At 72.5% G+C, this 25458-nt stretch carries 22 protein-coding genes and 2 tRNA genes; 10 read left to right on the forward strand and 14 right to left on the reverse strand.

The annotated features are described in order from the left end of the window. Positions 1-16: 16 nt before the first annotated feature. Positions 17-106 (forward strand) — tRNA-Ser (locus EEW87_RS14610). Between the two features lie 77 nt (positions 107-183). On the opposite strand, the gene EEW87_RS14615 is transcribed toward EEW87_RS14610, so the two are convergent. Further along, the gene (locus tag EEW87_RS14615) at positions 184-1434 is read right to left on the reverse strand and encodes a bifunctional glycosyltransferase family 2/GtrA family protein (protein WP_123091470.1); all 1251 of its coding nucleotides are present in this window, start codon (positions 1432-1434) and stop codon (positions 184-186) included. After that, positions 1431-3512 carry a glycosyltransferase family 39 protein gene (locus EEW87_RS14620; protein WP_123091469.1) on the reverse strand — a complete coding sequence of 694 codons (2082 nt, stop codon included), beginning with the start codon at positions 3510-3512 and terminating at the stop codon, positions 1431-1433. The genes EEW87_RS14615 and EEW87_RS14620 overlap by 4 nt, the downstream gene beginning before the upstream one ends. Positions 3513-3661: 149 nt before the next feature. Between EEW87_RS14620 and EEW87_RS14625 the strand changes: the two genes are divergently transcribed. Then, complete coding sequence (locus EEW87_RS14625; RefSeq protein WP_148041557.1) at positions 3662-4195, forward strand: hypothetical protein; 534 nt, start codon at positions 3662-3664, stop codon at positions 4193-4195. Between the two features lie 17 nt (positions 4196-4212). Here EEW87_RS14625 and EEW87_RS14630 read toward each other — a convergent pair whose 3' ends face one another. The 8 genes from EEW87_RS14630 to EEW87_RS14665 all read right to left on the reverse strand — a co-directional run bounded on the left by EEW87_RS14630 (position 4213) and on the right by EEW87_RS14665 (position 13834). Further along, complete coding sequence (locus EEW87_RS14630) at positions 4213-5259, reverse strand: sulfate/molybdate ABC transporter ATP-binding protein (protein WP_123091467.1); 1047 nt, start codon at positions 5257-5259, stop codon at positions 4213-4215. Beyond that, a complete protein-coding gene (locus EEW87_RS14635) occupies positions 5256-6041 on the reverse strand; it encodes an ABC transporter permease (protein ID WP_068272611.1) in 786 nt (261 codons plus the stop codon). Before EEW87_RS14635 ends, EEW87_RS14630 begins: the two co-directional genes overlap by 4 nt. Further along, complete coding sequence (gene modA, locus EEW87_RS14640) at positions 6028-6786, reverse strand: molybdate ABC transporter substrate-binding protein (protein WP_123091465.1); 759 nt, start codon at positions 6784-6786, stop codon at positions 6028-6030. Before modA ends, EEW87_RS14635 begins: the two co-directional genes overlap by 14 nt. After that, complete coding sequence (locus EEW87_RS14645) at positions 6783-7187, reverse strand: TOBE domain-containing protein (protein WP_068272616.1); 405 nt, start codon at positions 7185-7187, stop codon at positions 6783-6785. The genes modA and EEW87_RS14645 overlap by 4 nt, the downstream gene beginning before the upstream one ends. Before the next feature lie 42 nt (positions 7188-7229). Then, positions 7230-8681 carry a sensor histidine kinase gene (locus EEW87_RS14650; protein WP_123091464.1) on the reverse strand — a complete coding sequence of 484 codons (1452 nt, stop codon included), beginning with the start codon at positions 8679-8681 and terminating at the stop codon, positions 7230-7232. Beyond that, positions 8678-9409: a response regulator transcription factor gene (locus tag EEW87_RS14655; protein WP_123091463.1), complete on the reverse strand. Its 732-nt coding sequence runs from the start codon at positions 9407-9409 to the stop codon at positions 8678-8680. Before EEW87_RS14655 ends, EEW87_RS14650 begins: the two co-directional genes overlap by 4 nt. A 464-nt stretch (positions 9410-9873) precedes the next feature. Further along, positions 9874-10671: a GNAT family N-acetyltransferase gene (locus tag EEW87_RS14660; protein ID WP_123091462.1), complete on the reverse strand. Its 798-nt coding sequence runs from the start codon at positions 10669-10671 to the stop codon at positions 9874-9876. 142 nt (positions 10672-10813) lie between these two features. After that, positions 10814-13834 (reverse strand): M36 family metallopeptidase, encoded by a 3021-nt coding sequence (locus tag EEW87_RS14665; RefSeq protein ID WP_123091461.1) that lies wholly within the window; start codon positions 13832-13834, stop codon positions 10814-10816. A 140-nt stretch (positions 13835-13974) separates the two neighbouring features. On the opposite strand from EEW87_RS14665, the gene EEW87_RS14670 reads away from it, so the two are divergent. Next, positions 13975-14826 (forward strand): class I SAM-dependent methyltransferase, encoded by an 852-nt coding sequence (locus EEW87_RS14670; RefSeq protein ID WP_123091460.1) that lies wholly within the window; start codon positions 13975-13977, stop codon positions 14824-14826. An 88-nt stretch (positions 14827-14914) separates the two neighbouring features. On the opposite strand, the gene EEW87_RS14675 is transcribed toward EEW87_RS14670, so the two are convergent. Genes EEW87_RS14675 through EEW87_RS14685 form a run of 3 tightly spaced genes read right to left on the reverse strand, consistent with a single transcriptional unit; the run spans position 14915 to position 17873 of the window. After that, positions 14915-15238, reverse strand: coding sequence for an AtuA-related protein (locus EEW87_RS14675; protein ID WP_123091459.1), 324 nt, complete (start codon positions 15236-15238; stop codon positions 14915-14917). Beyond that, positions 15235-16560, reverse strand: a complete 1326-nt coding sequence (locus tag EEW87_RS14680) for an acyclic terpene utilization AtuA family protein (RefSeq protein WP_123091458.1) — start codon at positions 16558-16560, stop codon at positions 15235-15237. Before EEW87_RS14680 ends, EEW87_RS14675 begins: the two co-directional genes overlap by 4 nt. Beyond that, a complete protein-coding gene (locus tag EEW87_RS14685; RefSeq protein WP_123091457.1) occupies positions 16557-17873 on the reverse strand; it encodes a CitMHS family transporter in 1317 nt (438 codons plus the stop codon). Before EEW87_RS14685 ends, EEW87_RS14680 begins: the two co-directional genes overlap by 4 nt. Positions 17874-17985: 112 nt before the next feature. On the opposite strand from EEW87_RS14685, the gene EEW87_RS14690 reads away from it, so the two are divergent. From EEW87_RS14690 to EEW87_RS14710, 5 genes are all read left to right on the forward strand, one after another. Next, on the forward strand, positions 17986-18948 hold the full coding sequence (locus EEW87_RS14690; RefSeq protein WP_123091456.1) for a LysR family transcriptional regulator: 963 nt from the start codon (positions 17986-17988) through the stop codon (positions 18946-18948). 87 nt (positions 18949-19035) lie between these two features. Beyond that, positions 19036-19108: transfer RNA gene (locus tag EEW87_RS14695), tRNA-Arg, on the forward strand. Between the two features lie 222 nt (positions 19109-19330). Further along, complete coding sequence (locus tag EEW87_RS14700; protein ID WP_205473741.1) at positions 19331-19849, forward strand: SRPBCC domain-containing protein; 519 nt, start codon at positions 19331-19333, stop codon at positions 19847-19849. Positions 19850-20110: 261 nt separating this feature from the next. Continuing rightward, complete coding sequence (locus EEW87_RS14705; protein WP_240341614.1) at positions 20111-21952, forward strand: phosphoenolpyruvate carboxykinase (GTP); 1842 nt, start codon at positions 20111-20113, stop codon at positions 21950-21952. Between the two features lie 252 nt (positions 21953-22204). Then, entirely contained in the window at positions 22205-23206 is a 1002-nt protein-coding gene (locus EEW87_RS14710) for a type IV toxin-antitoxin system AbiEi family antitoxin domain-containing protein (RefSeq protein WP_123091455.1), read from the forward strand. Positions 23207-23423: 217 nt separating this feature from the next. Here EEW87_RS14710 and EEW87_RS14715 read toward each other — a convergent pair whose 3' ends face one another. Beyond that, positions 23424-23645 (reverse strand): hypothetical protein, encoded by a 222-nt coding sequence (locus EEW87_RS14715; RefSeq protein WP_123091454.1) that lies wholly within the window; start codon positions 23643-23645, stop codon positions 23424-23426. 127 nt (positions 23646-23772) lie between these two features. Here EEW87_RS14715 and EEW87_RS14720 point away from each other — a divergent pair, with 127 nt between their 5' ends. Then, the gene (locus EEW87_RS14720) at positions 23773-24513 is read left to right on the forward strand and encodes an amino acid ABC transporter ATP-binding protein (protein WP_068272648.1); all 741 of its coding nucleotides are present in this window, start codon (positions 23773-23775) and stop codon (positions 24511-24513) included. 55 nt (positions 24514-24568) lie between these two features. Then, a complete protein-coding gene (locus tag EEW87_RS14725; protein WP_123091453.1) occupies positions 24569-25402 on the forward strand; it encodes a glutamate ABC transporter substrate-binding protein in 834 nt (277 codons plus the stop codon). Positions 25403-25458: the final 56 nt, after the last annotated feature.

Raw genomic sequence — 25458 nt, forward strand, 5'->3', positions numbered from 1 at the left:
TGTGTGCGGGTTGTCTGGAGGCGTCGCCTAGTCCGGTCTATGGCGCCGCACTGCTAATGCGGTTTGGGCTAACCGCCCATCGAGGGTTCAAATCCCTCCGCCTCCGCAGCAGAAGGGCCCCGCACCTCTGGTGCGGGGCCCTTCGTCATGTGCGGTGACCCGCAAGGGGCGCCTCGCGCTCGCTCACCAGCGACGCATGAGGGCGAACTTGGCCACGGTCGCCGCGACGGTGCACCCACCGACGACGAGAGTCTGCAGGGGCGTCGGCGCGTGCGGCAGGACCGCCCCGAGGGCGGCGAGCCCTCCTGCGGTCATGGCCCACGTCGCACCGAAGATCGCCAGGCCCTGGGCCTGGTGACGCAGGGCACCCCTCGCCCCCGACAGGCCGAAGGTCCACCTCCGGTTGGCCGAGGTGTTGACGACGGTCGCGACGAGCAGGGCGAGCAGGTTGCTCGGCTGCGGCGCGACGGCTGTCGCCAGGACTGCGAAGAGCGCGAGGTGGAGCAGCGTCGTGGTCGCCCCGACGAGCGCGAAGCGCACGACCTGCCCGCCGACGACACCGCCCACGGGGGCGTTGCGCCCGACCCGCTCCCGGATCTGCTCGACCGGCAGCTCGCCGCGACGCAGCGCCCGATGGACCCGGCGCATCCCGCGCAGGTCGTCCAGCGCCGTACCGACGACGTCGACCCGGCTGTCCGGGTCGTCCCACCAGTCCACGGGCACCTCGTGGATGCGCAGGCGGCAGCGCTCGGCGAGGACGAGCAGCTCGGTGTCGAAGAACCACGCGGTGTCCTCGACGAGCGGCAGCAGCTCGGCGGCGACGTCGGCGCGCACGGCCTTGAAGCCGCACTGGGCGTCGCTGAACCCGACCCCGAGACCGGCCCGCAGCAGCAGGTTGTACCCGCGCGACGTCGTCTCGCGCAGCGTCCCCCGCACGACACGGCTCGTGCGGTGCAGACGGGTGCCGATCGCGAGATCGCTGTGCCCGGACATGAGCGGCGCGACGAGCGGCCACAGCGCGTCGAGATCGGTGGAGAGGTCGACGTCCATGTATGCGAGCACCGGGGCGTCCGACGCCGCCCACACAGCACGCAGGGCGCGTCCACGCCCCTTGGCGTCGAGGTGCACGGCGGCGACCTCGGGCAGCACCTCGACGAGGTCCAGCGCGACCTGCCACGTGCGGTCCGTGCTCGCGTTGTCGGCCACGGTGATCCGGTAGGGGTAGGGGAAGGTGTCGCGCAGGTGCGCGTGCAGCCGGCGCACGCACGCCGCGAGCGTGACCTCCTCGTCGTAGACCGGCACGACGACGTCGAGCACGGGCGACGGCCCGGGGCGCTCCTGCTGCACCCGGGTCACCGGGTCGGGGGTCGTCGCCGGGGCGAAGGGGGGACCTGTCACCTCGGGCGTCGGCTCGGTGCGCACGAGGGTGCTCATGACGCCGCCTGCGTCGTGGCGAGCGGCGCGGTGAGGTCGTAGAAGGTCGTCCCGTCGATGCTCACCTGCTCGTACCGGCTCGAGGCCCACTCGAGGATCTGCGCGGCCGACCCCGAGCCCGACCCACCCATCCCGCTGCCGGCGAGCAGGTAGTGGATGTCGCCGTCGGCGACGAGCTGCTGCATCTCCTCGAGGGTCGGGCTCGGGTCTGAGCCGTTGAAGCCTCCGATCGCCATGACGGGCAGCTCGGTCGCGAGCTGCAGGCCCGCGGCGTTCTGGCTGCCGACCGCCGCCGCGACCCAGCGGTAGCGGGACGCGTCCTGGGAGAGGGCTGCGACGACCTCGGTGCTCGGGGTGCTGGCGTCGAGCAGCCCACCCATGCCACCGGCACCGCCACCGGCCGGAGCGCCGCCCGGTGCTGCACCCGGCGCGGTGCCCTGCCCGGGCATGGCCTGGGGAGGCTGAGCGCCCTGTCTTCCCTGGCCCCCGGGACCTCCCTGGTTCCCAGGTCCGCCCTGCCCGCCCGGACCTCCCTGACCCCCGGGCCCGCCCCCGCCAGCGGTGCTCGGGCCTGCCGTGACGATCGACCCGGTGTGCGCCTGCGAGATCGTCGTCGCGGAGTAGGCCGTCGGGCCGAGCAGCAGCGCGACGACGGCGGCGCTCGCGACGGCCGCGGCTGCCCGGCGGCTCACCCGTTCGGCGAGGAGCAGACCGAGGGCGGCTGCGAGGCCGAGGACGAGGACGCTCACCCGCAGCCAGTCGCCATACGCGGTCGTGCGGCTGAGCAGGACGGCGGACCACGCCGCTCCGACGGCGGTCGCGCCGGCGAGGACGAGCCTGCCCCCCAGGCGTCCACGAGCCGACCACGCGTCCGCGGCGCCCATGCCGACGAGCGCGGCCACGGCCGGGGCGAGAGCGACGGTGTAGTACTCGTGGAAGATCCCGGCCATGAAGGAGAAGGTGAGGGCGGTGACGACGAGCCAGCCGCCCCACACGACGTAGGCGGCGCGACGCAGGTCGGTGCGCGGGGCGCGTCCCCGCAGCCACAGCCCGGCGACGAGCAGGACGAGCGCGGTGGGGACGAGCCACGAGATCTGCCCGCCGATGCTCGAGGAGAAGAGGCGACCGATGCCGGTCTCGCCCCAGCCACCACCGCCGCCGACCGAGCCCGTCTCCTCGCCGTTGATCCGGCCCAGGCCGTTGTACCCGAAGGTCAGCTCGAGGAAGGAGTTGGTCTGGCTGCCGCCGATGTACGGTCGCATGCTCGCGGGCACGAGCTCGACGACCGCGACCCACCACCCCGCGGACACGACGGCGGCTGCCGACGCGACCAGCGCGCCGAGGGCACGCCGCCGTCCGCTCGTCCGGGCGGCGAGGAGCCAGGCCAGCCCCAGCGCGGGGACGACGAGCAGGACCTGCAGGGTCTTCGTGAGGAAGCCCAGGCCGACGAGCACGCCGACGAGGCCCATCCACCGCACGGAGCCGCGCTCGACGGCACGGACGGTCGCCCAGGCGGCGAGGGCCATGAGCAGCACGAGCAGCGCATCAGGGTTGTTGAAGCGGAACATGAGCACCGCGACCGGGGTGAGTGCGAAGACCGCACCGGCGAGCAGCCCGGCACCGGCCCCCGAGACCCGCTTGGCCGTCGATGCGACGACGCCGGTCGTCGCGACGCCCATGAGCACCTGCGGCAGCAGGATGCTCAGGCTGCTCAGCCCGAGCAGGCGCACCGACAGGGCCATGACCCACAGCGACGCCGGCGGCTTGTCGACGGTGATCGACCCGCTCGCGTCCGACGCCCCGTAGAAGAAGGCCTCCCACGACTGGCTCCCGGCCTGCGCGGCCGCCGAGTAGAAGGAGTTCGCCCAGCCGCTCGCCGTGAGCTGCCAGCTGTACGTCGCGAGGGTGAGGGCGAGCAGGGCGACGAGGGCGGGGCGGGCCCACGCCGGGTCGTCGGCCGGGCCGCGCCACATCCGCGCGAGGCGGTGGCGGGCCGCGGCCGGCCGGGTGCCGACCTGGCGGGCGAAGGGGGAGCCGGCGGCGCCGTCGGCGGTGCGGGGGAGGGTTGTCGAGTGCATGCCGACACGCTCGAGCCCGCCGCTGTGGTCGGCCTGTGGCGGTCCTGAGGTGCGCTCCTGACTGCCTCGCCACCGGCGGTGCAGGGACTCCCTTCGCTGAGCGCACGGTCCTCGCCACCGTCGGATGGCGGCCCTAGCCTGGGGCGGTCATGGCTCGGGGGACGAGAGCGGGGGACACGGTGATGAAGGTGCCGGGGGAGCGGGCGGACCGCGAGGTGCTCACGATGTCGGAGGAGCTCGCCGAGCGCGGTGAGGTGCTCATCGGCACGACGACGTACGAGCCGTCGGTGCAGGAGGCGGAGGCGATGCTCCAGGCCGTGCGCAAGCGCGCTGACGGGTGGCGCAACGGGGTGGGGGCGACCCTCACGCTCGTCCTGGCCAGCCTCGCCGTGAAGCCGGGCGAGGGCTTCATGAAGTACACCGGAGACACCCGTGTCGCGCTCATGCTGCTCATCGGGGGGTCGCTGCTCAGCGCGCTCGTCGCTCTCTTCCTGCTCGTCAACGCGGCGAACGGCCCGACCTGGCTGCGCGAGCTCGTGGGGCACGAGGCGACCCCGCAGCGGTACCTGCGTCGGGTCGTCGGGGCGCGGCGTGACCTGCGGGTCGGCCAGGGCCTCTGGGTCGTGTCGCTGCTGCTCTTCTGCGGTGCGGTCCTCGCGACCTGGCTGACGCCGCTGCCCTGACGCGGTCCGCCGCGCCGTCAGACCGTGTCGAGCCGCACCGCTGCCGCCTTGACGACGAGGTGGACGGTCTCGCCCGGCCCGAGACCGAGGTCGGCCACCGCGGCCGGGGTGAGGTCGGCGACGAGGGCGCCGAGGTCCGTCGTGGCGCGCAGCCGCGCCGCCGAGCCCGAGGGCTCGACTGACACGACCGTGCCGGCGACGACGTTGCGCGGGCTGCCTCCGGGCGGACGGCGGTGCACGGCGACCGTCTCAGGGCGGAAGGTCGCGACGGCCCGCGTGCCCTCCGGCGCGTCGACGGGCAGCCCGTGCAGGACGCCGCCAGAGGTCCGCAGCTCGCCAGGCGGTCCGAGCACACCGCTGACGAGGTTGACCCCGGCCAGCCGGGCGGCGAAGAGGGAGCGCGGGGCGCTCACGAGGTCGCGGACCGGGCCCTGCTCGACGACCCGCCCGCCGTCGACGACGACCGCGTGATCGGCCAGCAACGCTGCGTCGACGACGTCGTGGGTGACGACGACGGCCGTCCTCCCCCGCAGCACCTCGCGCAGGACGTGACGCACCTGGGGCGCGGCGTCGACGTCGAGCGCGGAGAACGGCTCGTCGAGGAGCACCACGTCGGGCTCGGCGGCCAGGGCCCGGGCGAGCGCCACACGTGCGGCCTGGCCGCCGGAGAGGGTGCCCGGACGGCGGTCGGCGAGGTGCCCCGCGCCGACCCGCTCGAGCCAGCGGGCCGCTGACGCGCGTGCCGCGCGCCGGCTTGCACCGCCCGCGCGCGGACCGAAGGCGACGTCGTCGAGCGCGCTGAGGTGGGGCAGCAGCAGCGGGTCCTGCGACAGCAGCGCGACCCGGCGACGATGGGGCGGGAGGTGGTCGAGTCGTCGACCGTCGAGCAGCACGCTCGAGCCCGCGGGACGGTGCACGCCCGCGATCGTCGCGAGCACGGTCGACTTGCCGGTCCCGTTGGGTCCGAGCAGCGCCGTCGTCTGCCCCCCGGGCACGACGAAGGACACGTCCACCCCGCGGTCGGGGTCGCGGACCTCGACCTCGAGGCCGGCGGACGTGCTCATCGGCGCACGTCCGGCCGCGCGAGCGCCATGACGACGACGGCGACGACGACGAGGAGGACCGAGAGCGCGACGGCAGCGTCGGGGTCGCTCTCGCGCTCGAGGTAGATCTGCAGCGGCAGGGTCCGGGTCGTGCCCTGCAAGGACCCGGCGAAGGTGAGGGTCGCGCCGAACTCTCCGAGCGAGCGGGCGAAGGCGAGGACGGTGCCGGAGACGAGCGCCGGCCGCACGAGCGGGAGGGTGACCCGTCGGAAGACGACGGAGGGTGAGGCACCGAGTGTGGCGGCCACCCCTTCGTGCCGGCCGCCGACCGAGCGCAACGCCCCGTCGAGGCTCACGACGAGGAAGGGGAGGGAGACGAAGGTCTGCGCGATGACGACGGCGAGCGTCGTGAAGGCGACCCGGACGCCGAGCGCGTCCAGGTGCGACCCGAGCAGACCCTGCCGCCCGAGGAGGGTGACGAGGGCGATGCCCGCGACGACCGGCGGGAGCACGAGCGGCAGGAGCACGAGGGTGCGCACGACGACGTTGTCGAAGAGGCGGAGCCGGGCGAGCGCGAGGGCGAGCGGCACCCCGAGGAGCAGGCAGAGCACGGTCGACGCGCTCGCGGTGCGCAGGCTGAGCCACAGGGCGTCGAGCGCGCGCTCCGAGGTGAGCAGGGCGGGCAGCCCGGCGACGTCGACGCTCGCGAGCATCCCCACCACGGGCGCGGCGAGGACGAGCGCCCCGAGGACTGCGGGCAGCAGGGCCCAGCGCGGCACCGTCGCGACGTCAGGGCGCGGCAAAGCCGGCCGCCTCCAGGTGCCCCTCTGCATCCCCCGTCGCGTCCGCGAGGACGGCCGCGACGAGCTCGTCGGCGAGGTCGTGGTGCTCGCTGCCGGCGAGCGTGGCGACCGGGTAGGTCGTCGTCGTGTTGTCCTCGTCCGGGATCTCCACCGTGCCGACGTCGTCCGAGCTCTGGGCGTCGGTGACGTAGACGATGCCCGCGTCGGCCTCGCCGCTGGCGACCTTGCCGAGGACGTCGGTGACCTTGGCCTCCTCGGAGACGGGGGCGAAGGTGAGGCCCGACGCCTCCTCGACCCGCTCCGCGGCCGCCCCGCAGGGCACCTGCGGGGCGCACAGGACGAGGTCGACGTCGCCCTCGAGGTCGGCGAGCGAGGTGATCTTCGCGGGGTTGTCCTTCGGCACGACGACGGTCATCGAGTTCGTCGCGAAGGTCTGCGGCGAGCCGGAGACCAGGTCGGCGTCCTCGACGGTGCCCATCGTCCGCTCGTCCGCCGTCGCGAGCACGTCGGCGGGCGCGCCGTCGACGAGCTGGGCGGCGAGGTCCGAGGAGCCGGCGAAGGAGAAGCGCACCGTGACGCCCGGGTGGTCCGCCTCGAAGTCGTCGGCGATCTGCTCGAAGGGGCGCTGCAGGCTGGCGGCGGCGAAGACGGTGAGCTCGCTCGACCCGCCGTCGGCGTCACCCCCGCTGCACGCCGAGAGCCCGAGGGCGACGACGGCCAGGGCCGCGAGGCCGGCGCGGGTCATGCCCGGCCGTCCGGGGTCTCGATGACGACCTGCGTCGACTTGATGACGGCGACCGCGACGACGCCGGGCTCGAGACCCATCTCGCGCACGGCCTCGGCGCTGAGCAGCGAGACGACGCGGAAGGGGCCGCACTGCAGCTCGACCTGAGCCATGACCGTGTCGGCGACGACCTCGGTGACGATGCCGACGAGCCGGTTGCGCGCCGACGTGTGCCGCCCGACCGGGTCGGGCAGCGCGCGCAGGTGCTCACGGGCGTGGTGCGCTACTGAGACCGCGTCGACCGTGCGGCGACCGCCGTCGTCCTCGCCGGCGACGAGCGTGCCCGCATCGACCATCCGTCGGATGGTGTCGGTGCTCACGGCGAGGAAGTCAGCGGCCTCATGGATACGCAGATGCGGCATAAAGGTGACTCTACAGACGCACCTGCGACCTCAGGTCGAGGGTCAGTCGGGCAGGTGCACGGCGAAGGAGGTCTGCCCCGGGCGCGACGCGAGCTCGATGCGGCCGCCGTGCGCGCCGACGACCGACTCGACGATGCTCAGGCCGAGCCCGGTCGACCCGCCGGCGCGGTTGCGCGCGTCGTCTCCCCGGGTGAAGCGCTCGAAGACCTCGGGCTGCAGCTCCTCGGGGACCCCGGGCCCGTCGTCGGTGACGACGAGGACGACCTCGCCGTCCTCCCTTCGCAGGCTCGTCGTCACCGTCGTGCCCGCAGGGGTGTGCGTGCGGGCGTTCGCGAGGAGGTTGACGAGCACCTGACGCAGGCGACCCTCGTCCCCGACGACCTCGACCGGCTCGTCGGGCAGGTCGAGGCGCCAGCGGTGCTCGGGAGCGGCCGCGTGGATGTCGCCGACGGCCGTCATCGCGATCATCGTGAGGTCGACTGGCTCGCGCTCGAGGGCCCGACCCGCGTCGAGCCGCGCGAGCAGGAGGAGGTCCTCGACGAGACCTTGCATCCGCAGCGCCTCGGACTCGACCCGGCCGAGGGCGTGGCGCACCGAGGTCGGCACCGGCTCGCTCTCGCGCCGGGAGAGCTCGGCGTAGCCGCGGATCGAGGCGAGGGGCGTGCGCAGCTCGTGGCTCGCGTCGGCGACGAACTGCCGCACCCGGGACTCCGAGCGCTGGCGCGCCTCGAGGGCCCCGGCGACGTTGTCGAGCATCGAGTTGAGCGCGTGGCCGACCTGGCCCACCTCGGTCCGGGGGTCGGTGTCCTCCTCGGGCACCCGCTCGGCGAGGGCGACCTCGCCGGAGTCGAGGGGGAGCCGGGAGACCTGCGTGGCCGTCGCCGCGACGCGGCGCAGCGGCAGCAGGGAGCGGCGGATGAGCCAGCTGCCGACCGCCACCGTCGCGAGCAGCCCGGCGAGCGAGGCGGAGCCGAGCACGACGAGGAGGCTGCGGGTCGCGTCGGTGGCCGGGGCCAGCGGCTGACCGGTGACGACCGTCGCCCCGCTCGCGGTGCGCAGCGCGACCATCCGGTAGTCGCCGAGCCCCGAGACGTCGACGGTGCGCGGCGCCGGGGCGATCCCGGCGTCGGCAACGGCGGACAGCGCCGCGCTGGGCAGCGCCACCCGCTCGCCCTGCCGGACGACGTACCCGGTCGCCTGGCCGTCCACGAGGCAGACGAGGACCGAGCCCTCGCCGCGACCGGGGCCGCCACGGGTGCACGGGGCCGGGTAGGCGCCGTCGCCGTCGCCGTCACGGTCCTCGTACGGCGGTTCGCGGCGCAGCGTGTCGACCTGGGTCGCGACCTGCTCGTCGATCTGGGCGATGAGCTGGTGGCGCATGAGCAGGACGGTCGCGGTGCCGGTGACGATGGTGACGACGACGAAGAGGGCGACGACGGAGGCGACGAGCTGGGTCGTCAGCGAGGTCCCGCGACCGGGGCGGGCGGTGGTCATCCGACCGGCTTGAGCACGTACCCGGCGCCGCGCATCGTGTGGATCATCGGGTCGCGGCCCGCGTCGATCTTCTTGCGCAGGTAGGAGATGTAGAGCTCGACGACGTTGGCCTGCCCGCCGAAGTCGTAGCTCCACACGCGGTCGAGGATCTGCGCCTTCGAGAGCACCCGGCGGGGGTTGCGCATGAGGTAGCGCAGCAGCTCGAACTCCGTCGCGGTGAGCGAGATCTCCTCGCCGCCCCGGGTCACCTCGTGGCTGTCCTCGTCGAGGGTGAGGTCGCCGACGACGAGCAGCGGGCTGCCCTCTCCGGTGCTCACGGCGGTGCGGCGCATGAGGGCCCGGACCCGCGCGACCACCTCTTCGAGGCTGAAGGGCTTCGTCACGTAGTCGTCGCCCCCGGCGGTGAGCCCGGCGACACGGTCCTCGACGGCGTCCTTCGCGGTGAGGAAGAGCACCGGCACCGCCTCGTCGTGCTCGCGCATCCGGCGCAGCACCTCCATGCCGTCGAAGTCGGGCAGCATCATGTCGAGGACGACCGCGTCGGGTCCGAAGTCCTTGGCCGCGCGCACCGCCGCGGTCCCCGTGCCGGCCGTGCGCACATCCCAGCCCTCGTACCGCAGCGCCATCGACAGCAGCTCGGTGAGGTTGGCCTCGTCGTCGACGACGAGGACGCGCACCGGAGAGCCGTCGGGTCGGGTGAGTCGCGGGGCGGCGGAGGAGCTCGTCATGCGGCCAGTAGACACCTGGGGTCCGGGCGTGCGCTATGGCTCACCTGTGCGATCCCTGTGGGCGACGAAGGGGGGAGTCTCAGCCCGGCGAAGGGGGAGGGACAGCCCCGCCACAGCCGAGCCGGTGAGCCTTCGGTCATGGACACGACGACCACGCCCACGACCCCGTCGACCGCACCTGCTCTGCGCCGCCCGTCGTGGTCGGGCAGGAAGCCCCCGGTCGCCGCCACCCGCGCGAGCGTCGAGGGTCGAGGTGCCCGGGTCGCCGGCCTGGATGACGAGCATCTCGCCGGCCGAGGGGCGAGGGTCTCCCGGCCCGGGTGACCCGGCGCGTGCCGGGGAACCCAAGACGAACCGGGATACCCGAGACGGGCCGGGACGTGTCTCGGTCAGCGGCGGGCGAGCTGGTCCGGGCCGGGGTGCGCGGTCAGCCCTCGGCCTCGAGACCACGTCGTCGGTGGCGGTCAGCTGCCGGGCGAGTACCAGCCGTAGGCGTGGTCACCGGGGGTGAAGCCGGCCTCGGCGTAGAGACGGGCGGCGGCGGTGCCGTCCTCGGCGACGATGACGAGCTCGCGTGCCCCTCGCCGGACCGCCCAGCGGGCCGCGACCCCGAGCAGGTGCCGGGCCAGACCCTGCCGACGGTGGGCGGAGCCGGTGAGGACGGACTGGTAGCGCGCGGTCGTCGGCTCGAGGTCACGCAGCACGACGATGCCCAGCGACGCGGCTAGCCGGTCGTCCTCGTCGAACGCGCCGAACCACGCCGCGTCGCCGTCAGCGACGAGGCGCCGCCGGATCACCGTCTGGCGCATGACGAAGGCCCGGTACTCCTGCGCTGGGTGCTCACCGGTCTCGGCGTTGTGCTCGAGCTCGGCGACGAGCCGGGCACCCCAGTCGGCGTCGCTCTCGAGCGAGGTGACCCGGTAGCCCGTCGGGAGCGGTGTCGTCGGCGGGGCGATCTCGCTCGTCAGGCTCTCGACGACGTCGGGCCGCAGCCCCGCCTCGCGCCAGGCCCCCGCGCAGGACGGCTGCGGCAGGCCGATCGCGCGGTGACGCGCCCGGGGGAACTCACCAGCGAACCGCGCGAGCCATGTCGCCGCGTCATCGGGGTCGCCCGTCGTCACCTGGATGAAGTTGCCCCAGTGGTAGTCGGGCGCGCTCGGCGTGCGCACGACGAGGTGGTCACCGTGGTCGACGACGTCGGCGCCGCCCAGCACGTCGACGGCGATGTCGGTGCGAGTCGAGATGGGCAGCCCGGCGAGCATGCGTCGAACCTAGCCCGACCGACGCCTCCCGGCGCGGTGAGGAGGGCCCGGCGTGCACCCCCTTCGCCCCGCCGGTGCGACGCACGAGCGCGCCCGGGCCGAGTCGGCCCGGGCGCGCCCGGTCATGCGATGCGGATCGGCGTCAGCGACGCAGCACCTGGACCTCGGTCACCGCCATCTTCGCGGCACCGGAGTATGCGGTGGTGCAGTCGGTCGCGTTGTTCGGGTCGTTGTCCTGCTCGCCCTGGAAGGCGGGCCCGCCCGAGCACTGGTTGGTGACCAGCTCGACCTTGACGTGGGTCGCCGGGGTGCGCGGGATCTCGAAGGTGCGCATCTTCAGCTCCGGGGCGACCGGCCGCGGGGCGTCCCCGGGGAAGGCGTCCGCGGGCGAGGTGTAGGCCTCGCTGAAGTCGGCGTCCTGCGAGCAGGTGACGCGACCCTTGGCGTCGCACGTCGAGATCGTGAACTGACGCACGTTCTGGAAGCGACCGGCGACACCCGGCTGCGGGAGAGCGCTCACCTGGACCTTGCGGACCTGCTGGCGGCCACCGACGAGGTCGATGGTGAAGGACCGCTGAGCCGCCGTCGGGGTGGTGACGGTGGTGCCCGTCGTGCCCTCGTCGCCGTCGGCCATCGCCTGCACCGCGGTGCCCTCACCGGTGATGGTGGCACCGGCGGTGGTGTCGGAGAGGTTGTCGATGAGCTTGACCGGCATGTTGCGGGTCTGACCGGCCTTGGCGGAGAAGGTGACGCGGGTCTGCGCCTTGCCCGGTGCGGTCACCGTGTAGGTGCGCTCGCCGGCACCGATCTCGAAGGTCGCCGGCAGGGCCGTCGCCGGGTCGGTGTCGGCCACCGGGGTGGACCGAGCGGTGTACTCGCCGACGTAGACCTTCGTCCCGGGGACCGGGCGGCCGTCCTCGTCGGTCGGCGCCGCGGTGAGCGTGGCCGAGCGGGAGTACGGGGAGCGGAAGGACGGGATCGGGTCGGAGTCGGCCGCGTTGCGCGACGAGGCCCCGTCACCCATGCCGCGACCGGCGAAGCCGTCCCACAGCAGGTCCTGGTTGGCCCCGCCGAAGCGGAGCAGGTCGGCGGCGAGCATCGCGTTGCGCGCGTCGATCATGCTCACCGAGCCCGACGGCATGAGCAGCCAGGCGTCGAAGACGAGCTGCATCCAGCGACGGTTGCCCGGGCAGGTGTTGACGGCCTTGGTGCCCGAGGCGCACGCCTTCTGCTCCTCGGCCGTGCCGGCGCCGTAGCGACCGATGAAGGCGCTGCGGATGTCGCCCTGCGTGGCCGACCAGATCTCGCCGTCCGCGTGCACCTGCGGGCCGGTGAGGTCGTAGCCGACGTTGCTGTAGTTCAGCGGGCTGTCGCTGAAGTTGTAGTTGCGGATGCCGCGGTCGGGGTTGCCCGTGACGAAGGAGCCCATCGGGGTGGCCTTCGGGCCGACCGGCGCGTAGCCCCACTCCTGGAGGTACTCGGTCGCCATGAGGTCCGACCAGCTCTCGCCCATCGCACCGGCCTGCAGACCGGACAGACCCATGTCGGGACCGCCCGCCATGCGGTTGCTGATGCCGTGGCCGTACTCGTGGCCGATGACCGACATGTCGTAGTCGCCGTCGACGCACGGGGCGTAGAAGGCGCCGGCGAGCGGCTGCCACAGGTACATGTTGCTGTAGCCGCTCACGCCGTCCGGCGGGGTGCCGAAGTTGGCGTTGTTGCGGTCACCGCGCAGCGCGCCGGACTGGGAGTAGCCGAGGGTCGGGTCGTTGCCGATGCCGCCCTTGCCGTAGTTGTCGCGCTGGAAGTTCCAGGCCTTCTCGGTGAAGCCGAGGTTGTAGGCCCAGTCGTGCATGCGGTTGTGCATGCCGAAGAGGTTCGCGGTCGCGGCGTCGATGTCGTTGCGCGCCGCGCTCGTGTAGCTCGCCGGGTCGCACTTGCTGTTTGCCCACTGGTTGGTCCAGCTGTAGACGTAGCTGCGGTCGCCGCGCAGCGCGGCGGGGGTGACGGGGCCCGTACCCAGCCAGCGCTCGCCGGCGAAGGTGTTGTTGCCGCTCGTCGTCGTCGTGCTGAGCTTCGTGGCCGGGTCGACGTCCCAGGCGAGCGGGGAGGCGGGGTTGGCCACGGTCTCGGCACAGCCGGCGGCTGCCGTCCAGCACCACTCGACGCGGGTGTCGGGGGCTCCCTCGACACCGCTGGGGGTGCCGGTGAAGACCTTCCAGCGCGGGTTGTCGGAGTCGAAGTCGACGAGGGCCTCACGGGCGATCGTCTCGCCGCTCTGGGCGTCGACGTAGACGGAGTAGCCGCTGTCCTGGTCCTCGCGGACGACGACCTGGTAGGCCTGGCGGGCGTCCTCGCCCGGCACCGGGACGGCGACGAGCTTGGCCTGCTGGGTGCCGTGCAGACCGGAGGCCGTCATGTCGGTCCAGCCCTTGCCGGAGCTGCGCTGCGCAGAGCCCGCGCGCTTGATCCCCTTCGCGTCCGCGCCGACGTCCTCGGCGGCCTTGTCGAGGGCCTCCTCCGGGGTGAGCGCGGCCGCCTTGCGGGCGCCGGTGGCTCCGTCGACGGGGGCGAGGGTGGAGCTGACGTAGCGGACAGAGCCCTTGTCGACCGCGACGACGACCATGCCGTCGATGCCGGCGGGCACGCCGTCGATGACCTGGCGCAGCATGACCACCGAGCTCTTGCCGACCTCGTTGGTCGTCACGTGCTCCATCGCCGAGATGTCGGCCGAGGTGAGCCCGAAGGCAGTGGCGTTGTCCTCGAGGTAGGCGCGAGCCGCGTCGACCGGGTCGGAGCCGAGACCGGTGGCCAGGGGAGAGCTCGCCGACGTCGGGGTCACGGTGTCCACGGAGCCGAAGCGGTTCCACGTGACGACCGGCTCCGAGGTGGCCGAGCGGGCGGTGGCGCTCTTGGCCGACAGACCCTTGCCGGCGGAGCGCTGGGCGCTCGACGGCTTGGCGCTGCCCTTGCGGTTGTCGACGTCGGGCAGGAGGTCGTGCGCGTGCTCGTCCCCGGCGGCCGGTACCCCGGTCGGAGTGGAGGGCGAGGGCGGTGCGCTCGGGGCGGCACTCGCCCCGTCGACGGCCATCGCGAAGACGAGGGCTGCTGAGGCGGCGACTGCTGCCGACGTGGTCAGCCCACGGCGTGGGTGTCTGGTCATGGATGCTCCCTGGTCGGCCCCGGTAGGGGCGGCTGCACGGTGCGGTCAGTCAATCCAGGAAGCGGTATGAGGCGCATCACCTCTTGGTCTGGGTTTGTTCAGGATCTGCCGGTGGTAGGGGCCGGTGGCACACTCGCGGCGTGAGCGACGACTACCTCGCGGTGAACCGCGCGAACTGGGACGACCGGGCCGGTATCCACGAGCACTCGCCGGGCTACGACCGCGAGCGGCTGCTGTCCGGTGAGCACGAGCTGAGCCATGTCGTCGCCTTCGACCGCCCGCGCCTGGGCGACATCAGCGGGCTGCGCACGGTGCACCTGCAGTGCCACATCGGCACCGACACCTTGTCGCTGCACCGGCTCGGGGCGCGGGTCGTCGGGCTCGACCTCTCGCCCTCCTCGCTCGCCGCGGCACGTCGCCTCGCGGCGGACGCCGGGGCCGACGTCGAGTACGTCGAGGCCGACGTCTACTCGGCGCCGAGCGCGCTCGCCGATCACGCCCCCTTCGACCTCGTCTACACCGGGATCGGTGCGCTCGGCTGGCTGCCGAGCATCGACCGGTGGGCCCGGACGGTCGCCGCGCTGCTGCGGCCCGGCGGCCGGCTCTTCATCCGTGAGGGGCACCCCGTGCTGTGGGCGTGCGACGACCCGCGCCCGGACGGTCTCGTCGTCCTCGCATATCCCTACTTCGAGACGCCGGCGCCGACGGTGTGGGACGACGCCTCGACCTACGTCGAGCCGGCGCCGGGGAGCGGCGGGGGCATCACCGCCACCGTGACCCACGAGTGGAACCACGGTCTGGGCGAGATCTTCACGGCGCTGACCCGTCACGGCATGGACGTCGTCGCGCTCGAGGAGCACCGCACCGTGCCCTACCTCGCGCTCGGCGACCAGATGGTGGCCGACCCCGAGCTGCCGGGGGAGTACCGCCTCGCCGAGGGCGACGACCGGCTGCCGCTGACGTACACCTTGCAGGCCGTCCGGCGCGGCTGACCGAGGCTACCCAGCAGTAACGGGACACGTGGGGGCCTTGCCCCCGCATGGAGCGGGCTAGCCCCTCACAGGTCCCGTTGCTGCCGGGTCACCGCGCCGGGGCGGGGACGCGCATGGCGAGCAGCCGGCTGCTCAGCGCCTTGCCGTGCGTGTCGACGGCCAGCGACGTCGTGACGCCGCCGTCGAGCGCGTGCTGGCAGACGAGCTGGACGCCCTGGACGAGCGGCACCTCGTAGCGGGTGACATGACCGCGCAGGTGCTCGCCGAGGTGCTCGACGACGCGCTCGACGGTGAGCACCTCGCACAGCCACCCGTAGTCGGCGTCGTCGAGGGGGAAGACGGACAGGATCGAGGTGTCGCCCTTGTCGCCGGCGCGGGCGTGGGCGAGCTCGTGGAGCAGGACGTCGGTCATCGGGTCTCCAGGACGTCGACGTGGGTACGGACGGCAGAGCGGTCGACGAGCGTCGAGACGATGCCGATGACCTCCTCGACGCGGGTGCGCACGCCACCGCCACCGGCCGGGCCGTTGACGTAGAGCGCCTCGACCTCGTCGCACACCTCACGAGCGGTGTCGGCGTCGGGCGCGGTGGCGGCCACTCGCAGCCGGGTGTCGGAGAGGTTGACGCCCGTGCCCGCGCCGACGACGTCGACGCGCGGGGTGATGCCGAGCGCGGCGAGCCGCGTCGTGACCACCTCACCGGCGAGCCGGGCGCGCTCTACGCACCCGGGCCCCGCGTAGGAGATGCCGCCCTCCGCGCGGTAGCCGGCCGCGTACCCGACGCTGACCTTGAGCTGCTCGGGGGCGGGACGTCCGCGGGCACCGCTGACCCGCACGCGGTTCGGCCCCGCCGTCTCGAGCTGCACGCCGTAGAGGTCGAGCGTGACATCCGGGGTGAGGTACGCGCCGGGGTCGCTGATCTCGTAGAGCAGCTGCTCTCGCACGGTCGCGCGGTCCAGCCGGCCGCCGGTGCCGTCGACCGTGCCGAGCGTCGCCGTGCCGTCCGCGCTGACGTCGGCCCAGGGGAGGCCGACGTGGGCGAGGTCGGGCACCCCCTTCGCGCCGAAGGGGGACGTGGGGTCCGCGAAGTACCCGCCGCTCACCTGGGTGCCGCACTCGAGGAGGTGGCCGACGAGCGTGCCGTGGGCCGCGAGGGCCGGGTCGTCGAGGTCCCAGCCGAGCCGGTGGGCGAGCGGGGCGACGAAGAGCGAGGGGTCGGCGACGCGGCCGGCGAGGACGACCTCCGCCGCGGTGTCGAGCGCGGCCATGAGCGTGGCGGCGCCGGTGTAGGCGTTCGCCGAGATGATCTCGCCGTAGGACGACAGCGGGCGGCCGTGCTCGAGGGAGGGCTGCTCGAGGTCGAGCCCGGCGAGCACGTCGTCACCGGTGACGGCCGCCACCCGGCAGCGCAGCCCGAGCTGCTCGGCGACCGCGACGGTCTCGCGGGCGGCGGCCGTCGGGTTGGCGGCACCGAGGTTGCTGACGATGCGCGTGCCGCGGGGGAGGGCCTCGGGCAGGAGCGCGCGCAGCCGTCGCGAAGTGCGGTCGTCGTGGCCGGTGGTCGGGTCGGCGCGGCGTCGCCGCTGACCGAGGGCGATGGTGCGCTCGGCGAGGCACTCGAGGACGAGGTCGTCGAGCTGCCCGTCGCGCACGAGGTCGACGGCGGGGGCGATGCGGTCACCGGCGAAGCCGGCGCCGCTGCCGATGCGGACGTGGGTGCGGTCGACGGTGCTCACCAGCTGATCGCCCCGGTGAGCAGGGCGACGGTCGTCATGACGAGCGTCGTGCCGAGCGCCCAGCCGAAGAGCCGGCGCTGGTGGGCCCCTAGGTCGACGTCGCTCATCCCGACGAGGATGAAGGTCGCGGCCGTGAGCGGGCTCAGGGGGAAGCCGGTCGTCATCTGGCCGAGGATCGCGGCCCGGCCGATCTCCGCGGGGTCGCCGCCGAGCGAGGTCGTCGTCTCGGCGAGCACGGGCAGCACACCGAAGTAGTACGCGTCAGGGGTGAAGACGAGGCTGGCGGGCATCGAGGTGATGGCGGTGAGCACGGGCAGCGAGCCCCCGGCGGAGGTCGGGATGACGGAGACGAGCGACTCGGCCATCGCGGTGATCATGCCGCTGCCGTTGAGGATGCCGGTGAGCACGCCCGCGGCGAAGATCATCGCGACGACCATGACGACGTTGCCGCCGTGCCGCTCGAAGAGCGCCTGCTGGTCCTCCCACCGGGGCAGGTTGACGAGCAGCGCGATGGCGAAGGCGACGACGAAGACGACGTGCAGCTCGAGCAGCTGGAGCAGCAGGATGACGACGAGGCCGAGCGTGAGGAGCACGTTGACCGCCTGCACCCAGCGCGCCTGACGGCCGACCTGCGGGCGCTCGGGCAGCTGGAGCAGGGCGGTGATGTCGGAGCGGTCGACGCCGTCCTCGGCGTCCTTCGCCCGGATGCGGTCGCGCTCGCGTCGCCCGATGAAGGCGGCGGCGAAGAGGACCCAGATGATGCCGGCGGCCATCGCCGGGATGACCGGCACGAAGATCTCGCTGCTGTCGAGGTCGAGGGTGGCCATCGCCCGGGCGGTGGGGCCGCCCCACGGGATCATGTTCATCACGCCGGCGGCCAGGCCGACGACGCAGGTGAGCACGAGCGGGCTCATCCCGAGACGGCGGTAGATCGGCAGGAAGGTCGAGACCGTGATGAGGAAGGTCGAGGCGCCGTCCCCGTCGAGGGCGACCATGAGGGTGATGACCGCCGTGCCCAGCGCGATCTTCATCGGGTCGGCACCGGCCCAGCGCAGGACGACCCGGATGACGGGGTCGAAGAGCCCGCGGTCGACCATGAGGCTGAAGTAGAGGATCGCGAAGGCGATCATGATCGCGACCGGGGCGACCGTCAGCAGGCCCTTCGCGATGAACTCGCCGAGCTCGCCGGTGAAGCCGCCGAGGACCCCGAAGACGACGGGCACGAGGACGAGCCCGAGCAGCACCGACACCTTGCGGGTGAAGGTGAGGGCGAGGAAGACGCCGACGGTGGCGAATCCGAGGACGGCGAGCATGACGAGACCTCCGTGGGGACGGATCGGCCCCGAGGCGTCGGCGCCGACCGACCGAGTGTGTCGGCGCCTACTTATGCATGTCTAACACCTCTTCTCGATAGATTGATCGGCTGTGAGCATCAACCCGACACTCGCGCAGTGCCGCGCCGTCGTCGCCGTGGCGCGCCATCGCAGCTTCAGCCAGGCGGCCCGCCGGCTGCACGTCGCCCAGTCCTCGCTGAGCCGCACGGTCGCGGAGGTCGAGAGGGCGTGCGGCGTGCAGCTCTTCGCGCGCACGACCCGGCACGTCGCGCCGACCGCCGAGGGGGTCGCCTTCGTCGAGATGGCCGAGCGCATCCTGCGGGTCTACGACGAGGAGCTGGCGCACTTCGGCGGCTACCTCGAGGGCCAGCGGGGGGTCCTGCGGGTCGCCGCGCTCCCGTCGCTCGCCGCGACGCTGCTGCCGCAGGTCGTCGACCGCTTCCGCGAGGCATTGCCGGGGGTTGACGTGCAGCTCGAGGACTCGCTCGCCGCCCAGCTCGCGGCGGCCGTGCGAGCCGGCCGGGTCGACCTCGCCCTCACCGCCGAGACCGGTGGCCTGCCCGGGGCGAAGGGGGATGACCCCTTGCGCTTCGAGGTGGTCGCGGGCGACGACCTCGTGTGCCTCGTCGCGCGAGGCCACCCCTTCGCCCGTCGCGCGGAGCTGGCCTGGGCCGAGCTGGCCAGCGAGCCCTTCATCTCCTTCGACGAGGCGAGCTCGATCCGGGCGATCACGGACGCGACCTTCGCCGCGTGCGACGTCGAGCCGCGTCGGCGGCTCACCGCGCGCAACGTCGCGACGGTCGCGGGCATGTGCGCGGCGGGCCTCGGCGTGACCGCGGTGCCCGGCTTCGTCGTGCCGCTCATGGCCTTCGCCGACCTCGTGCCCGTGCCGCTCGTCGACCCGGTCGTGCGCCGTCAGGTCGGCGTCCTCACCGACCCGCGACGTCAACCGAGCCCGGCCGTGCGCACGATGCTCGAGGTGCTGCGATCCCTGCCGGACGAGCCGGTCGTGCTCCCTCCGGGAGCGGGCTGGGCGGGCGCCGCGACGCGCTGAGCAGAGGTGCGCGACGGCCGATTTCGTCTGCTCGGCACGGACGGGGTAAAGTCGGCCCTCGTCGCCAGGCGTCACGCCGGGAGACACGCGCCCGTAGCTCAACGGATAGAGCATCTGACTACGGATCAGAAGGTTAGGGGTTCGAATCCCTTCGGGCGCACTCTGTGTTGAGACAGAGGGACGAGGGCCTCGGCCCGGCGGATGCGCCGGCCGAGGCCCTCGTCGTGTCCCCGGGGGTGGTCGAGGTGTGAGAGCCGACCGCGGCCGCGACCTCATGACGGTCCACGCCGACCTGCTGCCCTACGCTCGCCGGCATGGGGACGATGCTGCTCTCGGACCGTCGGCTGCTCCGGTCCGGTGGGCGGCGGCGGGGGTGGTCGGCGTGACGACGCCCGAGGAGCACGAGAGCGCACGGGTGCTCGGCAGCCTGCGCGCCGAGGACGGCCGCGGCGTGGTGCGTCTCGAGGACCGCGTCCGGGCGGCGCCCGACGACGTGTGGTCGGCGCTCACCAGTCGTGACCGCCTGGCGGTGTGGCTCGGTGAGGTCGACGGCGACCTGCGCGAAGGGGGCGAGCTGAGAGCCCGCTTCGTCGCGACCGGCTGGGAGGGCGTGGTCCGGGTGCGCGAGTGCCGACCGGGCGAGCGCCTCGTCGTCGAGACGAGCACCCCGGACCAGCCGGACGGGCGCTTCGAGATCAGCCTCGACGTCGAAGGGGAGTGCACCCACCTCGTCGTCGAGGACCACGGCGTCCCGCTTGACCAGGTCGCCGCCTACGCAGCGGGCGACCAGGTGCACGTCGAGGACCTCGTCTCCCACCTCGGCGGAGGTGAGCGCTGCGACGCCCGCGCGCGCTTCGAGGTGCTGCACCCGCTCTACCAGCGGCTCGGCCTGCTCGGCTGACCGACGATGTCGGGGCTCGTTTCTTGCAGGACGTTGCAAGTTCGGGGCCGTTCTCTGCCCGGCATCAGGCCTGGTCAGCAGGCTCGTGACGAGTGGCTCACACTTTCCTGGCGATCCCCGGCCGGGTGGTCTAGCGGGGGTCCCAGGCGTGGTTAGGTGGGCCCGCGGACGCCGTCGCCCGTGGTGACGAGACGAGTCACCCGACGACGTCCTGCGGTCCCGGCGCGGACGCGCCGGGGTGTCATCGAAGGGCGGAGAAGCGTGATCACGACGACGGCCGATGTGGACCAGGCGCTCGAGGCGGCAGGTCTGACCAACGAGTCCGTGGCGCAGTTCGTGCGCCAGTGGGCCGAGCACACCGGTGCAGAGCGGATCGAGGTCGTGAGCGCTGCTGACGACGCGCGCCTCGTGCAGGAGGCGCTCGAGGCCGGCGAGCTCAAGCCGGCGGGCGAGGGGATGTACTACTCCCGCTCCTTCAGCAAGGACACCGCCCGCTCCGAGGAGCGCACCATCGTCGCGACGAGCGACGAGGCCGATCGCGGCCAGTACAACAACTGGAAGCCGGCCTCCGAGGTGCGCCCGGTCGTCGAGGGCCACATGAAGGACGCCCTCGCCGGCAAGACGATGTACGTCATCCCTTACCTCATGGCACCGAAGGGGTCCGCCCTCGCGAAGTTCGCGGCGGGCGTCGAGCTCACCGACAACCGCAACGTCGTCATGCAGATGATCCGCATGGCCCGCGTCGGCGTCGAGTACATCAACGACATGGGTGACGACTTCGTGCGCGCCGTCCACGTCACCGGTGACCTCGAGAACCTCAAGCAGGGCACGCCCGACGACATGCGCAACTTCGTCACCGTCGCCGACGAGCGCACGATCCTGCACTTCGGCAGCTCCTACGGCGGCAACGCGCTGCTCGGCAAGATCGCCCACGGCCTGCGCCAGGGCTCCTACGACGGGTGGAAGAACGGCTTCCTCGTCGAGCAGTTCATGCTCCTCGGCATCACGGACAAGCAGACCGGCAAGAAGTACAACATCGCCGGCGGCTTCCCCAGCGCCTCGGGCAAGACCAACCTCGCGATGACCCTGGCGCCCGACGCCCTCGGTGACCGCTACTACGTCGAGTTCTACGGCGACGACATCGCGTGGATCTGGGTCGACGAGGACGGCGTCCTGCGCGGCTTCAACCCCGAGAACGGCGTCTTCGGCGTCGCCAAGGACACGAACGAGAAGACCAACCCGACGGCGATCGAGTCGATCCAGCCCGGCTCCGGCGCGATCTTCACCAACGTCGCCTACAACGAGAAGACCGGCGACGTGTGGTGGGAGGGCCGCGGCGAGCGCCCGAGCGACCTCGACGGCTGGCTGGACTGGAAGGGCGAGCGCATCGCTGACCGGTCCGAGGACGAGATGGACGCCCCCTGGGCGCACCCGAACTCGCGCTTCACGACCGTCCTGTCACAGGTGCCCAACGTCGCCGACGACTACGAGGACCCCCGCGGTGTCGAGATCCACGGCATCATCTTCGGCGGCCGCACCCGCGACCGCGAGCCGCTCATCCGCGCCATCGACGACCTCGCGGAGGGCGTCTACGACGGCCTGACGCTCGGCGCCGAGGCGACCGCGGCGGCGGACGGCAAGGAGGGCGTGCTGCGTTACGACCCGATGTCGATGCGCCCCTTCATGAGCTACGGCGAGGGTGCCTACGCCCAGCACTGGCTCGACGTCGTCGGCCAGGCGAAGAACCAGCCCGTCTTCGCCCACGTCAACTGGTTCCAGCGCGGCGAGGACGGCCGCTTCCTGTGGCCGGGCTACCGCGAGAACCTGCGGCCCCTCGTGTGGCTCATGCAGTACCGCGCCGGCGAGGTCACCGGTCAGCGCACCCCGGTCGGCGTCATCCCGACCCGTGACGAGCTGCTGCTCGAGGGTCTCGACGAGCAGGCGCTCGCCGACCTCGACACCGTCCTCACGATCGACAAGGCGCGCTGGCAGGAGGAGATGGGCTACCGCGAGGAGCACCTCCGGCAGTTCCACGACCTGCCCGAGCAGATCTGGCAGGCGCACCGCCGGGTCGCGAAGGACCTCGAGGACCTCCAGGGCTGACACCCCCTTCGCCGCAGCGACGAGACCCGCGCACCCGACCACCGGGTGTGCGGGTCTCGTCGTCGCCGCACGGTGCACCCGCCGCACCAAGATGTCGGCGCCAGCCTGAGTCACACCCCACGCTGCCGTCGGCGACCCGATCCAGCCCCGAGAAGTTGGTAGGTGCTCGGGTTGCAGCACGAGCATCTGCCAACTTCTGGGGGCTGTGGAGAACTGAGTGCCGGTCGGCAGGTGCGCCGCAACGATGAGGTGATGGACCCACGACTCGTTGCACGGGCGGTCGCCCGAGGAGACGTCTTCACCCGGGCCGACGTGCTGGCCCTCGACCTCGACGACCGGCATCTACGTCGCATCTGCCGCAGCGGTGAGGCGATCCGGGTGCGACGCAACGCGTACGTCCTCGGCGCCGCGTGGGAAGGAGCCGATCCCACCGAGCGGTTTGCGATGCGGACGCGTGCCGTCCTCGCCGCCCGCCAGAATGCCCACGACATCTCCAGCCATCGCAGTGCTCTGGCCCTCCACGGGCTCCCGGTGCTCGACCCCCACCTCGCCGACGTCGAGCTGGCCTCGGACGTGCTCCGGGTCAGACGTGACCGCGGCTTCCGTCTCTACCCGCGCGCTATCAGCAGCATCGACCCCGAGGTGAGCGGGGCCACCCCCGACGAGCTCGAGAGCGGGCGTCTCGTAGGTGCGGGATCGGCTCCGACCGGGTCATCGCATGCTGTGCCGATCCCCGTCGCGGTTGTCCAGACACTTCTGGGGCACGGGCTTCCCCATGCCCTAGTCGCGCTCGATGCAGCCCTCCACGAGGGCCGGTGCACCACTCACGAGGTCGAAGCGGTCGTCGCTCGGCTCGTCGGGGCGGGCGCGAGGTCTCATGGCTACCGGCTGATCCGTCTCAGCGACCCGAGATGCGAGTCGGTGGGCGAGTCGAGAGCCCGGCTCGTGCTCGTCGAGCTCGGTCTGGACGTCCGTAGCCAGGTGGCGATCTACGACGACGACGGTGACTTCGTCGGACGCGTCGACTTCCTCGTAGACGGCGATGTCGTGGTCGAGTTCGACGGTGCGGTGAAGTACGACGGCGCCGAGGGGCGTGATGCTCTCGTGGCGGAGAAGATCCGCGAGGACCGGCTGCGGGCTCTCGGCTACCGCGTCATCCGCCTCACCTGGGCCGACCTCGACCGCCCGTCGTACGTCGCGGTCTCATCCGACGGGCGCGTGGATCATGAGCCTCGGATCTTGGCAGGTGCGTGAGTTGCAACCAGGGCTGGTGTCAACGTCTCGGGGGAGTGCTCGGGATGTTGGCAGGTGCGTGGGTTGCAACCGGGGCCGGTGTCAACGTCTCGGGGGAGTGCTCGGGATGTTGGCAGGTGCGTGGGTTGCAACCGGGGCTGGTGCCAACGTCTCGGGGGAGTGCTCGGGATGTCGGCAGGTGCGCGGGTTGCAACCGGGGCTGGTGCCAGCCTCTGCGTCAGCGGGCGCGGGGGTCGACGTCCTCGACGGGCTCGAGGCCCTGGGCGGCGCGGGCGGCGTTGACGCGCTCGAGGCGCTCGGCGCGCATCCGGTAGTGGGGGTCGCGCATCCCGCTCTGGGTCGCCGGGCCGAAGAAGGTGTAGAGCACGTAGCGCGTGCGCCACAGCGCCCGGTAGCCCAGGCTCAGCCCGGTGCGGTCCTTGGGGATGTGCTTGGCCATGGCCTGAGCGTAGGACGTGACCGATCGTCGACGGCGACCGGTCGAGGCGAAGGGGGCGGGTCACCCTTTGGCAACGGCCGCGCCGGGGGAGGGGGCGGGCCGCCCCGCAGCGACTAGGTTGCCCGGCATGGCTGATCCCCTCGTCGTGCTCGACGGCGTCAACAAGCACTTCGGCGACCTCCACGTCCTCAAGGACATCGACCTCACCGTGGGTCGCGGCGAGGTCGTCGTCGTCATCGGGCCGTCCGGCTCGGGCAAGTCGACGCTGTGCCGCACCATCAACCGGCTCGAGACCTTCGAGTCCGGCACGATCACCATCGACGGCGAGCCGCTGCCCTCGGAGGGCAAGGCGCTCGCGCGGCTGCGCGCCGACGTCGGCATGGTCTTCCAGTCCTTCAACCTCTTCGCGCACAAGAGCATCCTCGACAACGTCACCCTCGGCCCGATGAAGGTCCGCGGGAAGAAGAAGGCCGAGGCGAACAAGCGCGCCATGGAGCTCCTCGAGCGGGTCGGCGTCGGCCACCAGGCGGGCAAGTACCCGGCCCAGCTCTCCGGGGGTCAGCAGCAGCGCGTCGCCATCGCCCGCAGCCTGGCGATGGACCCGAAGATCATGCTCTTCGACGAGCCGACCTCGGCCCTCGACCCGGAGATGATCAACGAGGTCCTCGACGTCATGACCCAGCTCGCGCAGACCGGCATGACGATGATCGTCGTCACCCACGAGATGGGCTTCGCCCGCCGCGCCGCCGACCGCGTCGTCTTCATGTCCGACGGCGAGATCGTCGAGCAGGCCACGCCCGAGGAGTTCTTCACGAACCCCACGAGCGACCGGGCCAAGGACTTCCTCGGCAAGATCCTCACCCACTGACCCACCTCGATCGACCCCCACGGGCCGTGACCGCGGCCCCGACGAAGGAGAAATCATGAGCAAGCGACGCATCCTCGCCATCGGCTCCGCCGCGGCCCTGGCCCTCGGTCTGACCGCCTGCGGCGGCGACTCGGGCGGCGACGCCGGGGGCGACGGCGGCGGCTCCGGCGACACCGTCAAGGTTGGCATCAAGTTCGACCAGCCCGGCCTGGGCTTCAAGGAGGGCGACACCTACAGCGGCTTCGACGTCGACGTCGCCAACTACGTCGCGAAGGAGATGGGCAAGGAGGTCGAGTTCGTCCAGGCCCCCAGCCCCCAGCGCGAGACCCTCATCGAGACCGGTCAGGTCGACATGATCTTCGCGACCTACTCGATCACCGACGAGCGCAAGGAGAAGGTCTCCTTCGCCGGTCCGTACTTCATCGCCGGTCAGGACCTCCTCGTCGCCAACGACTCCGACATCGCCAGCGTCGACGACCTCGACGGCAAGCGCCTGTGCTCGGTCTCCGGCTCGACCTCCGCCGAGAACGTCAAGGAGGAGGTGCCAGGCGTGCAGCTGCGCGAGTTCGACACCTACTCCGAGTGCCTCGACGGCCTCGTCAACGGCCAGCTCGACGCCCTGACGACGGACAACACCATCCTCGCCGGCTACGCCGCGCAGGACACCTACAAGGGCAAGCTCAAGGTCGTCGGCAAGACCTTCTCCGAGGAGCGCTACGGCGTCGGGATCAAGAAGGGCGACACCGAGATGTGCAACCAGATCAACAAGGCCCTCACGAAGATGGTCGACGACGGCGCCTGGCAGAAGGCGGTCGACGACAACTTCGGCCCGGCCGGCTTCGAGGTCGACGACTCGGTGAACCCGCCGAAGGTCGACGAGTGCGCCTGACCCTCTCGACGCGGTGACGAAGGGGGCGCGGCTGCCGCGCCCCCTTCGTCCCGTCC

Source organism: Janibacter melonis (assembly GCF_003721155.3).
In the GTDB taxonomy this organism is placed as follows: domain Bacteria; phylum Actinomycetota; class Actinomycetes; order Actinomycetales; family Dermatophilaceae; genus Marihabitans; species Marihabitans melonis.

What these genes read in the sequence shown, in the direction of transcription:
- EEW87_RS14615 (WP_123091470.1), bottom strand. Translation starts at nt 1,434, where the DNA reads ATGAGCACCCTCGTGCGCACCGAGCCGACGCCCGAGGTGACAGGTCCC.
- EEW87_RS14620 (WP_123091469.1), bottom strand. Translation starts at nt 3,512, where the DNA reads ATGCACTCGACAACCCTCCCCCGCACCGCCGACGGCGCCGCCGGCTCC.
- EEW87_RS14625 (WP_148041557.1), top strand. Translation starts at nt 3,662, where the DNA reads ATGGCTCGGGGGACGAGAGCGGGGGACACGGTGATGAAGGTGCCGGGG.
- EEW87_RS14630 (WP_123091467.1), bottom strand. Translation starts at nt 5,259, where the DNA reads ATGAGCACGTCCGCCGGCCTCGAGGTCGAGGTCCGCGACCCCGACCGC.
- modA (WP_123091465.1), bottom strand. Translation starts at nt 6,786, where the DNA reads ATGACCCGCGCCGGCCTCGCGGCCCTGGCCGTCGTCGCCCTCGGGCTC.
- EEW87_RS14645 (WP_068272616.1), bottom strand. Translation starts at nt 7,187, where the DNA reads ATGCCGCATCTGCGTATCCATGAGGCCGCTGACTTCCTCGCCGTGAGC.
- EEW87_RS14650 (WP_123091464.1), bottom strand. Translation starts at nt 8,681, where the DNA reads ATGACCACCGCCCGCCCCGGTCGCGGGACCTCGCTGACGACCCAGCTC.
- EEW87_RS14655 (WP_123091463.1), bottom strand. Translation starts at nt 9,409, where the DNA reads ATGACGAGCTCCTCCGCCGCCCCGCGACTCACCCGACCCGACGGCTCT.
- EEW87_RS14660 (WP_123091462.1), bottom strand. Translation starts at nt 10,671, where the DNA reads ATGCTCGCCGGGCTGCCCATCTCGACTCGCACCGACATCGCCGTCGAC.
- EEW87_RS14665 (WP_123091461.1), bottom strand. Translation starts at nt 13,834, where the DNA reads ATGACCAGACACCCACGCCGTGGGCTGACCACGTCGGCAGCAGTCGCC.
- EEW87_RS14675 (WP_123091459.1), bottom strand. Translation starts at nt 15,238, where the DNA reads ATGACCGACGTCCTGCTCCACGAGCTCGCCCACGCCCGCGCCGGCGAC.
- EEW87_RS14685 (WP_123091457.1), bottom strand. Translation starts at nt 17,873, where the DNA reads ATGCTCGCCGTCCTCGGATTCGCCACCGTCGGCGTCTTCCTCGCCCTC.
- EEW87_RS14710 (WP_123091455.1), top strand. Translation starts at nt 22,205, where the DNA reads ATGGACCCACGACTCGTTGCACGGGCGGTCGCCCGAGGAGACGTCTTC.
- EEW87_RS14715 (WP_123091454.1), bottom strand. Translation starts at nt 23,645, where the DNA reads ATGGCCAAGCACATCCCCAAGGACCGCACCGGGCTGAGCCTGGGCTAC.
- EEW87_RS14720 (WP_068272648.1), top strand. Translation starts at nt 23,773, where the DNA reads ATGGCTGATCCCCTCGTCGTGCTCGACGGCGTCAACAAGCACTTCGGC.
- EEW87_RS14725 (WP_123091453.1), top strand. Translation starts at nt 24,569, where the DNA reads ATGAGCAAGCGACGCATCCTCGCCATCGGCTCCGCCGCGGCCCTGGCC.